Raw genomic sequence first — 14057 nt, forward strand, 5'->3', positions numbered from 1 at the left:
GCGTGCACCCGGCCGCGCTCCCACCCGTCATCCCATTCCCAGGAGGTCCCCTTGTCATCACGCACCCTCGACGTCGCCATCGTGCAGGCCGGTGAACTGACCGAGGACCTCCTCGGCAACCTCGCCACGCTCGCGGACCTCGTCCGCACCGCGGCCGCGCCCGGCGACGACGGCACCACCCCCGACCTGGTGGTCCTTCCCGAACTGATCACCACCCCCTACTTCTGCACCAGTCACGAGGTCGACCGCACATCCTGGGCCCGGACCATCCCCGGTGACGCCACGAACCTCTTCGGCGACCTCGCCCGGGAACTCGGATGCGCCGTCGTCTTCGGTATGTTCGAGCGCACCGCGCACGACGTGACCCACAACTCCGTCGTGTTCGTCGACCCCACCGGAGAGGTGCTGAGCTGGCGCACTCCCGACGGGGGTGCGTTGCCCGCCTACCGGAAACTGTCGCTGCCCGCGAGCAAGGTCGGGGACGTCGACATCGACGAGAAGTACCACTTCGCCCCCGGTCAGGCTCCCGCCACCGTCGACGCCTTCGGTACCCGCTTCGGCTGCGTGATCTGCTACGACCGCACCTTCCCCGAGAACTGGGCCGTGGCCCGCGCCCTCGGCGCCGAGGTGATGCTCGCGATCGTATCCTCCCTCGGCACCCGCGAGGACCTCTTCCTCGCCGAACTGCAGACCCGTGCCCTCGAATCGCAGATGTGGATCGTTGCCGCCAACCGCGGCGGCCCCGAGACCCTCAACGGGGTGACCGTCGACTACTTCGGCCTGTCGTGCGTGATCGCCCCCGACGGTGCCATCGTCGCCCAGGCCCCGGCACACAAGTCGGGGGAGACCTTGCGGCTCACACTCGACCTCGACGCGGTCCCGGCCCAGCGTGCCGCATTCCCGCTCACCCGGGACCGCCGCCCCGACGTGCTGCGCCTGCTCGCCGACCTCACCGCCGGAACCGTACGGCCCGCACCGCTGCCCCGCGCTTCGAAGGAGCCGATCGGATGACCACCACCGACTACCCCGATCTCACCGCCGCGCCGGCCACGACCGTCGACGACCTGCTGCCCCGGGCCCGCACCGACATGGACGCCCTGCTCGAGACGAGCTGTCGCGCACCCCTGCCCCCGGTACCGGACGGACCCGCCTGCGAACCGGCGCATTCGGTGGTGTTGCTCGCCACGAGCCCCGTCCCGTCGGCTTCCGTGGCAGCCCCCGTCCACGGCGTCCGCACCGACGCGCCGTTGCACGAACTCGGTGTCCTCGACCTGCTCGCCGCCTACCGCACCGGAACCACCACACCCACCGATGTCCTTGCCGCGCTGCGGGTCCGGTGGAGCGATGCGGAGCTGGTGGGCGGGGCCGTCCTGGCCGTCGTCGACGGTGCGGACGAGGCCGCCGCGGAATCGGACCGGCGCTGGAGCACCGGCACGGTCCGGCCCCTCGAGGGGATCTTCTTCGCGGTCAAGGACATCATCGACGTCGCCGGAGCCCCCGTCACCGCGGGGTCGCGCACCACCGGCGACCGCATCGCCGCCGCCGACGCGACCGTCGTGGCGCGCCTGCGGGAGGCCGGTGCCATTCCCGTCCTCATGACGGCGACCACCGAGTTCGCCTGCGGTGCACCGCACAACGCGCGCTACGGCGCCGTGACCAATCCCTGGGACCGCACCCGGTGGACGGGTGGCTCCTCCACCGGATCGGCCGGTGCCCTCGCCGCCCGGCTCGTGCCGCTCGCCCTCGGCACCGACACCGGCGGATCCATCCGGGTGCCCAGCGCCCTGTGCAATCTCACCGGCATCAAGCCGACCTACGGGCTCGTACCCCGCACCGGGGTGGCGTCGCTGTCGTGGACCCTCGACCACATCGGGCCGATGGCACGCTCCGCCGCCGATCTGCGGGCCGTCCTCGACGTCCTCGCCGGGCCCGACGGCCACGACCCCGCCGCCGTCCCGGACGCGGTGGCGCGGCAGGTGCGGTCCGCGCTCGCCGCCGCGGGCAGTTCCGAGGCGCCGTCGCTGGCCGGGGTTCGGCTCGGCGTACCCACCGCCTGGTTCACCGAACTGTGCGACGCCGGTGTGCTCGCTGCCTGGCAGTCCGTGGTGGAGACCTTCCGCGGCCTCGGCGCCGAGATCGTGCCCGTCGACGTCCCCGACGCGCACCGCCTCCACGACGACGTCACGATCGTCATGACCAGCGAACTGGCCTCCAATCAAGAGGGTTCTCTCGGCAGGTTCGAGCTCTACGACATCGGCACCCAGGTGCGGATCGCGCGTGGATTCGTGCCCTCGGCGGTGGACTATCTGCGGTCGGTGCGCCGTCGCAGCCTGGCCCAGCGCGCAACCCTCGACGCCTTCGACGCCGCCGGTGTCGACCTGCTCGTCACCCCCGGTATCGGTGCCACCGCCGCCCGCCTGTCCGACGTGACGATGGAGATCGACGGCGTGCGGCATCCCATGCAGTCCATCGTGGGCCGCAACACCGGGCTGTTCGACTACCTCGGATTCCCCGCCGTCATGGCACCCGCCGGCTTCTCCGAAGGGATGCCGGTCGGGGTCCAGCTGGTGGGGCGGCCCTGGGCGGACGACACGTGCCTGCGCCTGGCGCAGGTGCTGCAGGCAGTCACCGACGTCCACGACCGCCGGGCCGATGACTGATCTGGCAGTGCAGCGCCATCCGCATCCTTGGCGGGTCTTCTCGGCGACGAGCATCGGCGTCGTCGCGGTGTTCCTGAGTCTGAGCGGACTGACGGTGGCGCTGCCCACCGTCACCCGCGAGCTCGACGCCTCCGGGGCCCAGTCGACGTGGATCCTGCTCGGCTACATGCTCGTCACCACCGCACTGATCCTCGTGTTCGGCCGGCTCGCCGACATCATCGGGCGACGCCCGCTCTACCTCGCCGGTCTGATCACCTTCGCCGCCGCGACGGGTCTGTGCATGCTGGCACCCTCCGCCGGCTGGCTCGTCGCCGCCCGCGTGGTCCAGGGCGTCGGTGCCGCCGCGATCGTCACCAACAACACGGCGCTGCTCACCGACACCTTCCCCCCGCACCTGCTCGGTCGGGCCCTGGGCTGGAACGCGACGGTCGCGGCGGTCGCGCAGGTGGTCGGGCCGCTCGTCGGAGGCGCCGCCACCGCCGTGCTGGGCTGGCGCGGACTGTTCGCTGTGGTCCTGCCCGTGGCGCTGCTCGCGATCGTGGCGTCGATCCGGGTGATCCCGCCCGGCCCGTCCCGCGCGGTGGCCCGCGAACCGTTCGACCTCGCCGGAGCGGTGCTGTCCACGGCCCTGCTCGCCGCCGTCGTGCTCGCGCTCACCCCCGGGGTGGGGTCGGCACCGTGGCTGCCCTGGGTGTGCGGCGGAGCGAGCGTCGTCCTGGCGGTCGTGTTCGTGGCCGTGCAGATCCGGCGGGCCCACCCGCTCGTGGACCTGTCGCTGTTCCGCAATCGGGGCATCGCCCTGGTACTGGTGGCGGTGCTGGTGAACGCGGTCGCCACCTATGCCGTGACGCTGCTCGTCTCGCTGTACGGGCAGGCGGTGGAGGGGATCTCCGCCGTCACCGCCGGTGCCCTGGTGATGCCGGTCGCGATCGGCACCGTCGTCGCCGCGGCCGCCGCGGGTTCGCTCGTCGTGCGGTTCAGCCCGCGCACGCTCACCGCGATCGGTATGGCCCTCAACGCCGCCGGACTGCTCGGTGTCGCGCTGCTGCTGGATCCCGACGGTGGGTCGCTCGGGGCGACCGCGCCCCTGCTGTTCGTACTCGGTTGCGGCAACGGTCTGTTCATGACCCCCAGCACCAGCGCGCTGATGCTCACCGCCCCTGCGGACCGACGCGGTATCGCCAACGGTCTGCGCTCGACCCTGCAGAACGTCGGGTACCTGCTCAGCACCGCGTTGGCCCTCGTGTTCGCGACGGCCGGCCTGAGTGCCGCCGCTCGCCAGGCCGCCTACGGCGGCACCCTCGGTGAACTCGGCGGTGGGGAGGTGGCGCGCTTCGCCGACAACGTGCGCGCCGTCGGTATTGCCCTCGCCGTCGTCGCCCTGATCGGAGTCGTCGTCTGCCTCGCGTTCCCGCGTCGCAACCCCACGGCGACGGTCCACACCCTCGAATCCGTCACGACCCTGAAGGAGTCAGCTTGACCATCGCAGATCGCATCGAACAGGCCGCGGACTACGCCCGCGCAGGATTCGGGAAGGAACTCCGGCCCGGCACCCGGCCCGCGTTGATCGTCGTCGACCCTGCCCGCGCCTACATTGATCCCGAGTGCGCGCTCTACGCCGGCGTGGAGGAGAACGTGGAGGCGATGCGCGCCCTGCTCGCCAGTGCCCGCGAAGCCGGAATCCCGGTGGTGATCACCGAGGTACGGCTCCGCGCCGACGGCGCCGACGCCGGGGTCTTCTTCAGGAAATCGGGCACGCTCGTCGCCTTCTGCGAGGGCAGCCCCTACGGAGAGCTGATCGAGGGTCTCGAACCGACCTGCGCCGAAACCCTGGTGACGAAGAAGTATCCGAGCGCATTCTTCGGTACCACCCTCAACTCGCATCTCACCTCGCTCGGTGTGGACACCGTGCTCATCGCCGGCCTGTCCACGAGCGGTTGCGTGCGCGCGACCACCCTCGATGCGATGCAGCACGGCTTCATCCCGATCGTGGTGGAAGATGCTGTGGGTGACCGTGATTCGGCGATCCACAATTCCAATCTGTTCGACATGCAGCAGAAGATGGCCGAAGTGTGGCCCCTGGACCGCGCGCAGCAGTACCTGAAGGAGATCACCGTGCGCGACTGAATCTCCGGGCGGCAATTAACACGAATGAACCAAGGATGTCGCCGCATGCAACACGCCGCAGATACATTCGAAGTCATCGACTTTCCCAGCCGGTTCCGCAACGACGCGGCCGCTTCTTCTTCGGCACCCTCCTCATCCCTCAGGAGAATCCATGCGTCACATCCTCCCCGGCCGCGCTGCGATCGCCGCGCTCGCCCTCTCGACGGTTCTCGGCCTCACTGCCTGCAGCAGTGACGGATCGAGCGGCGGCGACGTCTCCGACGCGGACGTCGCCGCCGGAATCGATTACGCCCGAGCACAACTCGCCCTGTACGCGGACGATCCCGAGTTCACGCTCGAGGCCGAACCCTTCCCGATGGCCGAGATCGCCGGGAAGACCATCTTCGCGATCCCCACCAACAGCGAGAACCCCTACAACGTCGCCGTCGACGAGGAGTCCAGGAAGGTCGCCGAACGCTACGGTGCCACCTGGATCGAATACACCAACCAGGGCCAACCCGCCCAGTGGGCGACCGGCGTCGAGCAGGCCGTGAACCAGAAGGTCGACCTCATCATCCTGTCACAGGGTGTCGACGCATCCCTCATCAAGCCCTCGCTCGAAAAGGCCGAAGCCGCCGGGATTCCCGTCCTTCTCACCCACACCATTCTGCGTGGCGAACCGGTTCCCGCCGACCTCGAAGGACTGATCGACGCCACCACCGACGCCCCGCTCTCCGAGGCCAACCGGCTCACCGTCGACTGGATGATCGACCGCACCGAAGGCGAGGGCAACGCACTCATCATCACCTCCAACGAGGTGCCCCCGGCCAAGGCCGAGGTGGCTGCGATGGAGGACGAGATCGCGCAGTACTGCCCGAAGTGCACGTACAAGATCGTCAACGTCCCGGTCACCGAGTGGGCCACCAAGATCCAGTCCGAGGTGCAGTCCGCGCTCTCCGCCGACCCGAACATCAACTTCATCCTGCCCATCTACGACTCGATGTCGCTCTACGCGCAGTCCGGCATCAAGGCCGCGGGCAAGACCGGGCAGGTCGAGATCTCCTCGGTCAACGGCACCCCCGCGGTCCTGAAGATCCAGCAGGACGACGGCATCGTCACCATGAACGTCGGTGAATCCATCCCGTGGCTCGCCTGGGCGACGATGGACCAGGCCGGTCGGCTCCTGCTCGGCTACGAACCCGTCCCGAACGGGGCGCAGGAGACTCCGCTCAAGCTCATCACCGCGGAGAACATCGACGAGACCGGCACCCCGCCGCAGCCCGACAAGGGATACGGCACCGCCTACGTCACCGGTTACGAGGCGCTGTGGGGTCCCGCCCAGGGGGCGCAATGAGCAGCCCCGATCCCATCGTCAACATCGTCGGCCTCTCCAAGACCTTCGGTGACCACACCGTCCTGAAGAAGGTCGGCCTGACCATCCACGCGGGCGAGGTGCACGGACTGCTGGGGGAGAACGGCTCCGGCAAGTCCACCCTCATCAAGGTCCTGGCAGGCTTCCACGCCCCCGACCCCGGTGCGGCCCTGCAGGTCCGCGGCCGGGACGTGCCCCTGCCCGTCCCGGCCGGCGGATTCCGCGACCTCGGAATCAGCTTCGTCCACCAGGACCTCGCCCTCGTCCCCGACCTGTCGGTGGTCGAGAACCTTCGCGTCGGACCCGTCGTGGCCGGCTCGAAGCCGTGGATCTCCTGGCGGCACGAGAAGCGCACCGCCCGCGCGCTGTTCGAACGGTTCGGACTCGACATCGACCCCGACGCCCCGGTGTCGACCCTGAACGAGACCGAACGCGCCCTCCTCGCGATCCTGCGGGCCACCGAGGAACTGGGGGAGCGTCGCACCCTGCTCGTACTCGACGAACCGACGGTCTTCCTGCCCCGTGAGGGCACCGACCTGCTGTTCTCCGTCGTCCGCGAGATCGTCGCCGACAGGAAGGCCGCGGTGCTGTTCGTCTCCCACGACCTCGACGAGGTCCTCGACCACACCGACCGCGTCACCGTCCTGCGAGACGGCGTCTCACAGGGCACGCACCGCACCCGGGACCTGACGGCGAACTCGCTCATCGATCTCATCGTCGGCCGCAGCCTCGATTCCGCCGACCCGCGCGTCGCCGGTCCCGCACGCGACTTCGACGGGGTGGGGCCACTCGCCCGCGTCGAGAACCTCGAGACCACGACCGTCGACGGCATCGGATTCGAGGTGCGGCCGGGCGAGGTCGTCGGCCTCACCGGCATCGCGGGTTCCGGCTACGACGACGTGCTGCCCGCGCTCTACGGGGCACGGCCGGCCCGAGGCGGCCGCCTGACCGTCGGCGACGACCCCGTGGACCTGCCGACGATCACCCCGATCGAGGCGCTCGCCCGCAAAGTGGTGTACGTACCGCCGGACCGCAAGGTCGAGGGCAGCGCACCCGAGTTGACCGTCGCCGAGAACGTCACCCTGCCGGTGCTGGGCTCGGGCTTCGTGAAACCCCGCGCGCTGCGGGAGATCGCGACCGCGCTGGCCGACCGCTGTGACGTGCGGCCCCGCGACCCGCAGGCCGTCTACGGGTCGCTGTCCGGCGGCAACCAGCAGAAGGCCCTGCTCGGCAAGTGGCTCCAGACCGACCCGGTGCTGGTGCTGCTCGCCGAACCCACCCAGGGCGTGGACATCGGTGCCCGCGCCCGCATCTTCGAGATGCTGCGGGAGACCGCACGCGGGGGAGCGGGCATCGTCGTCGCCAGCTCCGACTACGAACAACTGTCGGTGCTGTGCGACCGCGTCCTCGTCTTCTCCCACGGGCACGTCGTCGCCGAACTCACCGGCGACAACCTCTCCAAGCATCACATCTCGGACAGTGTTCTCGGTCTGAAGACAGTGTCCTCGGTTCGATCCGACAGGAAGTGAACGCCTGATGTCCGTCACCATCGACAAGACCACCTCCGCGAAAAAGACCACCACCGAATCGGATTCCGCACGTCCCCGTCGTTCCTTCGGGCCGCTGTTCGAGAAGTACGCGCTCGTCCTGGCGCTCGTCGCCGTGGTCGTCGTGTTCAGCGCCCTGCGTCCCGAGACCTACCCGACCGCCAACAACCTGCAGAACATCCTCGGCTCCCAGGCCGTGCTGCTCGTCCTGGCGCTGGGCCTGATCGTCCCGCTCACCGCCGGCGAGTTCGATCTGTCCACCGTGTCCACGATGTCGCTGGCCGCGATGACCATCGCGGTACTGAACGTGCAACAGGGCTGGTCGCTGCTGCCGGCCATCGCGGTCGCCGTACTGGCATGCCTCGTCGTGGGTCTCGTCAACGCCCTGCTGGTCGTGCGGTTGCAGATCGACTCGTTCATCGCCACCCTCGGCAGCGGCACCGTCGTCCTCGGTGTGGTGCAGTGGATCTCCGGCTCCACCTCGGTCACCGGTATCGACTCCGCGCTCGTCGACGCCACCATCGGCACCCGCATCTTCGGGGTGTCGCTGCAGTTCTACTACGCCCTCGCGCTCGTGCTGATCATGGCCGTGGTCTTCCAGTACACGCCCATCGGCCGCCGGCTGTTGTTCGTCGGCCGCGGTGCGCAGGTCGCCCGGCTGAGCGGTCTGCACGTCGACCGCATCCGGGCCGGGGCGCTCGTCACCTCCGCGCTCGTCGCCGCCGTCGCCGGCATCGTCTACGCGGGCATGCTCGGTGGTGCCGACCCGTCCTCGGGACAGTCGTTCATGCTGCCGGCCTTCGCCGCAGCCTTCCTCGGGGCCACGGCGATCGTCCCCGGCCGGTTCAACGCCTTCGGCACGCTGGTCGCCGTGTACTTCCTCGTCGCCGGCGTCGTCGGGCTGCAGATGCTCGGCGTGGCCAGCTTCGTGCAGCAGCTGTTCTACGGCGGCGCGCTCGTGGTGGCAGTCGCGCTGTCCGGAGCGGTACGCCGGCGTACCGCCTCGCGTCGATAGAACGGCGCGATCGCGGGACCGGGCTCCGGAACGCCTGGTGACGAAGGCGACCCGCAGCCGACGAGCGGCGTAATACGGCCGCCATCGTTCGGTCGCATTCCCGACATCGTTCTTGTGTCGAATGACAGACGACGGGCGGAACGTCTCGCCCGAAAAGGAGAAGCTCATGAAGGTCACAGTCGTCGCAGGCAATCCGAAGCCCGGTTCCCGCACTCTCGACGCCGCCACCCTGCTGGCCACCGCGCTCACCGGATCGGCTCCCGACCACGTCGTGGACGTCGTCACCCTCGGCCCCGCCCTGCTCGGCTGGGGTGACGACGCGGTCGAGGAAGCGGTCGGGACCGTCGCCTCCTCGGACCTGGTGATCTTCGCCAGCCCGACCTTCAAGGCCACCTACACGGGAATCCTCAAGCTGTTCCTCGACCAGTTCGCCACCGGCGACGGACTGCGCGACGTCACGGTCGTGCCGCTGATGCTCGGCGCCGGACCGGCCCACGCGATGGCGCCGGACCTGCTGCTCAAGCCGGTTCTCGTCGAACTCGGCGCGACCTGCCCCGCCCCGGGGCTCTACCTGCTCGATTCCACCTACACCACCGACACCCGGATCGCCGAGTACGCCGAGCGTTGGGCGCCGGTGCTGCGATCCACCATCCGGACGGAGGCACGATGACCACTCTCTCCCTGGACGGCGCCACCCTGCGCCGCGCATTCGCCCACGTCCCCTCGGGTGTCGTCGCGATCTGCGCCGACAACGGCACCGAACGCATCGGCATGGCCGCCAGCACCTTCGTGCCGGTCTCCCTCGAACCGCCCCTGGTCGCGTTCTGTGTGCAGAACAGCTCCACCACCTGGCCGAAGCTGGAAGCGCAACCGCGGCTGGGGATCAGCGTCCTGTCGTCCGAGCACGACATCGCTGCTCGGGTGCTCGCCGCGAAGAACGGTGACCGGTTCGCGGGTATCGAGACCGAGACGCGCGACAGCGGTGCCCTGTTCATCAGTGGCTGCAGTGTCCGCATGGACGTGTCCATCGAGCAGCAGGTGCCGGCCGGCGACCACGCCATCGTCGTGCTCCGCGTGCACGAGTTGCACTGCGACGAAGAGGATTCGGTGACCGAGCCGATCGTGTTTCACCGCAGCTCGTTCCGCAGGCTGGTGGCGTCGTGAGCCGCGTCGACGCGGCGCTCGATGCCCTGCGGGCGGGCAAGCCCGTCCTCGTCGCCGACGCCGCCGACCGTGAGAACGAGGGCGATGTCATCCTCGCGGCGCAGCACGCGACACCGGAATGGATCGCGTGGACGGTGCGGCACACCTCCGGTCTGTTGTGTGCCCCGATGACCGGTGCGCGCGCCGACGCCCTGGACCTGCCGGCGATGGTGGCCGACAACCAGGATCCGAAGCAGACGGCCTACACCGTCACCGTCGACGCCGCGCGCGGCGTCACCACCGGTATCAGCGCAGCGGATCGAGCGACGACCCTGCGGGTGCTCGCAGACCCGTCGGCCACCCCGCGCGACCTGATCCGCCCCGGCCACATCCTGCCGTTGCGTGCCCGCGAAGGTGGGGTGCTCGAGCGTCCCGGCCACACCGAGGCCGCCGTCGACCTGTGCGGTCTCGCGGGGTTGCCGCAGGTCGGGGTGATCGCCGAGCTCGTCTCCGACGACGGCTCGATGATGCGGATGCCGGAGATCGAGGAGCTCGGGGCCCGCTACGACCTGCCGGTGCTCACCATCGAGGAGTTGATCGAGTATCGGCTCGCGCATCCGTTTCCGGCACCTGCGGTGCCCACCGGGCGGGTCGTGAGGGCCGACGAGGCGTGGATGCCGACGCGCTTCGGTACCTTCCGCGCCATCGGCTATCTCGACCGTCTGACCGGCGCCGACCACATGGCGCTGGTCTCCGGGCCGGTGGGAGACGGTTCGCTGGTGCGGGTGCACTCGGAGTGCCTGACGGGCGAGTCGTTCGCGTCGCAGCGCTGCGAGTGCGGCCCGCAGCTCGATGCCGCCCTCGAGCGGATCGCGGAGAAGGGTGGCGTCCTGGTCTACCTGCGCGGACACGAGGGCCGGGGGATCGGGTTGCTCAAGAAGCTCGCCGCCTACCGGTTGCAGGACGACGGGTTCGACACCGTCCAGGCCAATCTGGAACTCGACGAACCCGCCGACGGCCGCGAGTACGGCGGGGCCGCGGCGATCCTCCACGATCTCGGCATCGGCGCGGTGCGGCTGCTCACCAACAACCCCGCGAAGATCTCGGGCCTCGAGGAGAACGGCGTCGCGGTGACGGCGCGGGAACCGCTGTACGTGGGCGTCGTCCCGGCGAACGTGCGGTACCTCGAGACCAAGCGCCGGCGTATGGGGCACATGCTGCCGATCGCACAGAGCTGAGAGTTCGCCCCTCGAAACGAGGTTCGCCCCTGCTGCAGTGGGGGCGAACCTCGTTTCGGCGCGCCAACCGGTGGGTGACCGCTGTCGGGCACGTCGACCTGCCGGATCGGTGGGGCGGCTGCCTGGCAGACTGGGTCCGGTGCGATCGGTGAGCAGGAAGAAAGGACCCCTTCGACCGCCGGAGGCAGCAGCGGCTGCGGTCTTCGGCACTTTGACGGCCGTGCTGTCGGTGGTGGCGGGACTGATCCCCGTCGGGGTCGCGCAGGTGCTCGTCGCCCTGCCCGTCGCTTTCCTCGCCGCGATCGGGCGGCTGCGTGCGATCGTCGCCGCGACCGTCGCTGCCGGAGTGGTGGCGCTGGTCGCCGGTGGGCCGTTCGCCGTCGCCGCCGTGGTCGTGCTCGCCGGCATCGGCACCCTCGTGGGGTTCGCGCACCGCAGGTGGGGAGATCTCGCCCTGCCGTTCGTGTTCGCCGGATCGATCCCCATCGGTCTGTTGCTCGCCGCGCTCGTCGACGGGTTGCTGCTGCTCTTCGACCGCACCCGCGTCCTGCTGCTCGACTCGCTCGAGGCGTCGATGCGCGGCGTGATCCGCACCTTCGAAGCGGTGGGGGCGGGGAAGCAGTTCGTCGACACCTGGAACACGACCCTCGACGTGCTGGTCCGGTTGTGGTGGGTGTGGATCGGGGGTGCGGTGCTCATCGGGGCCGTCGGCACGGCCCTGCTGTGCTTCGGCATCTTCCGGGTGGTCGCGCTGCGCAGCCGCTGGGCGTCGCCCGCCCCGGAATGGCCCGAACGCGCGGAGCGAGGTGAACCCGCACCGCTGCCCGTCGCCCTCCGCGCGGTCGGCTACCGCTATCCGGGCGGCACCGCCGACGCGCTCACCGACATCGACCTGACCGTCGGGCCCGGCGAGTTCGTCGCGATCGTCGGCGGCAACGGCTCCGGCAAGTCGACCCTCGTGCGCCTGCTCGCTGGCCTCGAACCGACCACCGGTCTCGTCGACCGGCCCGGACCGGTCGGGCTCGGGCGACCCGGCGGCACCGCGATGATCTTCCAGCATCCCGACAGCCAGGTCCTCGGCCGCACGGTCGCCGAGGACCTGCGATGGGGGAGCAGCGAGGACGTCGACGTCGACGCCCTGCTCGCCCGCGTCGGACTCGACGGCCTGGCCGACCGGGCCACCGAGGACCTGTCCGGGGGACAACTCCAGCGCCTCGCTCTCGCCGCGGCATGGGCGCGGAGGCCCGCCCTGCTCATCGCCGACGAGATCACCGCCATGGTCGACTCCGACAGCCGCGCGGGCCTGATCGGCCTGCTGGCCTCCCTCGCCCGTGAGGGCACCGCCGTCGTGCTCGTCACCCATCTCGACGACGAGGCCGCGGCCGCCGACCGCGTCGTCCATCTCGACGGCGGCCGGATCGTGCCCCGGCCCGAGACCCCGCCGCGACCGGCTCCGGTGCCCGCGGCCGCACCGTCCTTCCCACAACCGCTCCTCGAACTGCGCGGCGTGACCCATGTGTACGCCGCCGGCACCCCCTGGGCGCACACCGCCCTGCGCGACGTGTCGCTGACGATCTGCCGCGGAGAAGGCGTGCTGGTGGTCGGCGCGAACGGGTCCGGCAAGTCCACCCTCGCGTGGATCCTCGCGGGCCTGACCCGGCCCACCCGCGGCACCTGCACCCTGAACGACACCCCGACCGCCGAGCTGCGCGGGCAGATCGGGATGGTGTTCCAGCAGGCCAGGCTGCAGCTGCAGCGGCCCACCGTCGCGCAGGAGATCTGCGACGTCGCGGGCATGCCGCACGTCGACCGTGCCTACGTCGCCGCGGTGCTGCACCGGATGGGACTGCCACCCGACCTGACGGACCGGCCCGTCGACCGTCTCAGCGGCGGCCAGATGCGTCGCATCGCGATCGCCGCGCAGCTCGCCCGCAGCCCGCGGGTGCTGGTGCTCGACGAACCGCTCGCCGGCCTCGATGCCGCCGGCTGCCGGGAGATCGTGTCGATCCTCGCCCACCTGCGGGCGGTCGAACACGTCACCGTCGTCGTCATCTCCCACGACCTGCACGGCATGGAAGAGGTGTGCTCGCGCACCGTGGTGCTCGACGAGGGACGTGTCGTGCAGCAGACCGGGGCGGTGATCGCATGAGCCGGCAGGCCGCGAACAAGCAGCGCACGAACAAGCAGCGCACGAACAAGCAGCGCACGAACAAGCAGCGCACGAACAAGCAGGCCGCGAACAAGCAGCGCCGTCCCGTCGTGCTGTTGCGGCCCGTACCGCGGGAGACCCCGCTGCACCGCGTGTGGGCCGGCACCAAGGTCGTCTCCGCCGCGGTCCTGTCCGTCGCGGTGAGCTTCGCCCCGAGCTGGACCGGCCTGGGCGCCCTGCTCGCCGTGCTGGTCGTGGGGGTGCTGGTCGCGCGGATTCCGCGCGGGGTGGTGCCCACCATCCCGTGGTGGGTGTTCGCGTTCCTGGCCTTCGGAGCGGTGCTCAACGTCGTGGGCGGTGGACTCGACGCCTACGTCCGGTCTCTGCTGCTCGGGGCCGGGCTGCTGGTCCTCGCGTCCCTGGTGGGGTGGACGACCCGGTTGTCCGACCTCGTCGACGCTCTGCCGGTGCTGTTCGCGCCGCTGCGGCTGCTGCGCCTGCCCGTCGACGAATGGGTGGCCGCGTGCGCGCTGGCCCTGCGGATGCTCCCGACCATCCGCGCCGAACTGCGGGTGCTGTTCGCCGCGCGCACGGTCCGCGGCAAGCCCGGCATCCGGAACCCGGCGGGCTGGTGGCACGAGGTCGCCGACTCCGTGGGGGCGGTGGTGTCGGTGTCGATGCGGCAGATCCGCGATCTCGGCGACGCGCTGTCGGTGCGGGGACTGCGCCCCGCGACCCGTCCGCCGCTGAGGCTCGGTCCCGGGGACCTGGTGACCGTGCTGGTCGTGGCCGCCGCGTGCACGGTGATGTTCGTGTGGGGCTGAGCG

The 14057-nt window shown here is 70.4% G+C and carries 12 protein-coding genes; all 12 read left to right on the forward strand.

Translation table 11 applies throughout. From position 1 onward, the window contains the following. Nucleotides 1-51: 51 nt before the first annotated feature. Complete coding sequence (locus OED52_RS06860; RefSeq protein WP_264153907.1) at nt 52-1011, forward strand: carbon-nitrogen hydrolase family protein; 960 nt, start codon at nt 52-54, stop codon at nt 1009-1011. Then, nucleotides 1008-2660 (forward strand): amidase, encoded by a 1653-nt coding sequence (locus OED52_RS06865; RefSeq protein WP_264153908.1) that lies wholly within the window; start codon nt 1008-1010, stop codon nt 2658-2660. The genes OED52_RS06860 and OED52_RS06865 overlap by 4 nt, the downstream gene beginning before the upstream one ends. Further along, complete coding sequence (locus OED52_RS06870) at nt 2653-4140, forward strand: MFS transporter (protein WP_264153909.1); 1488 nt, start codon at nt 2653-2655, stop codon at nt 4138-4140. Before OED52_RS06865 ends, OED52_RS06870 begins: the two co-directional genes overlap by 8 nt. Beyond that, nucleotides 4137-4787 carry an isochorismatase family protein gene (locus OED52_RS06875; RefSeq protein WP_264153910.1) on the forward strand — a complete coding sequence of 217 codons (651 nt, stop codon included), beginning with the start codon at nt 4137-4139 and terminating at the stop codon, nt 4785-4787. The genes OED52_RS06870 and OED52_RS06875 overlap by 4 nt, the downstream gene beginning before the upstream one ends. Before the next feature lie 151 nt (nt 4788-4938). Continuing rightward, complete coding sequence (locus OED52_RS06880) at nt 4939-6120, forward strand: sugar ABC transporter substrate-binding protein (protein WP_264153911.1); 1182 nt, start codon at nt 4939-4941, stop codon at nt 6118-6120. Next, nucleotides 6117-7667 carry a sugar ABC transporter ATP-binding protein gene (locus OED52_RS06885; RefSeq protein WP_264153912.1) on the forward strand — a complete coding sequence of 517 codons (1551 nt, stop codon included), beginning with the start codon at nt 6117-6119 and terminating at the stop codon, nt 7665-7667. Before OED52_RS06880 ends, OED52_RS06885 begins: the two co-directional genes overlap by 4 nt. Nucleotides 7668-7674: 7 nt before the next feature. After that, entirely contained in the window at nt 7675-8700 is a 1026-nt protein-coding gene (locus tag OED52_RS06890; RefSeq protein WP_264153913.1) for an ABC transporter permease, read from the forward strand. A gap of 166 nt (nt 8701-8866) precedes the next feature. Further along, nucleotides 8867-9370 carry an NADPH-dependent FMN reductase gene (locus OED52_RS06895; protein WP_264153914.1) on the forward strand — a complete coding sequence of 168 codons (504 nt, stop codon included), beginning with the start codon at nt 8867-8869 and terminating at the stop codon, nt 9368-9370. Next, entirely contained in the window at nt 9367-9864 is a 498-nt protein-coding gene (locus OED52_RS06900) for a flavin reductase family protein (RefSeq protein WP_264153915.1), read from the forward strand. The genes OED52_RS06895 and OED52_RS06900 overlap by 4 nt, the downstream gene beginning before the upstream one ends. Next, complete coding sequence (gene ribB / locus OED52_RS06905; RefSeq protein WP_264153916.1) at nt 9861-11081, forward strand: 3,4-dihydroxy-2-butanone-4-phosphate synthase; 1221 nt, start codon at nt 9861-9863, stop codon at nt 11079-11081. Before OED52_RS06900 ends, ribB begins: the two co-directional genes overlap by 4 nt. Nucleotides 11082-11301: 220 nt before the next feature. Beyond that, nucleotides 11302-13230 carry an ABC transporter ATP-binding protein gene (locus OED52_RS06910; protein WP_264153917.1) on the forward strand — a complete coding sequence of 643 codons (1929 nt, stop codon included), beginning with the start codon at nt 11302-11304 and terminating at the stop codon, nt 13228-13230. Continuing rightward, nucleotides 13227-14054, forward strand: a complete 828-nt coding sequence (locus OED52_RS06915; protein ID WP_264153918.1) for an energy-coupling factor transporter transmembrane component T family protein — start codon at nt 13227-13229, stop codon at nt 14052-14054. The genes OED52_RS06910 and OED52_RS06915 overlap by 4 nt, the downstream gene beginning before the upstream one ends. Nucleotides 14055-14057 lie beyond the last annotated feature (3 nt).

This window comes from Rhodococcus sp. Z13, from assembly GCF_025837095.1.
Lineage (GTDB): Bacteria > Actinomycetota > Actinomycetes > Mycobacteriales > Mycobacteriaceae > Rhodococcus > Rhodococcus sacchari.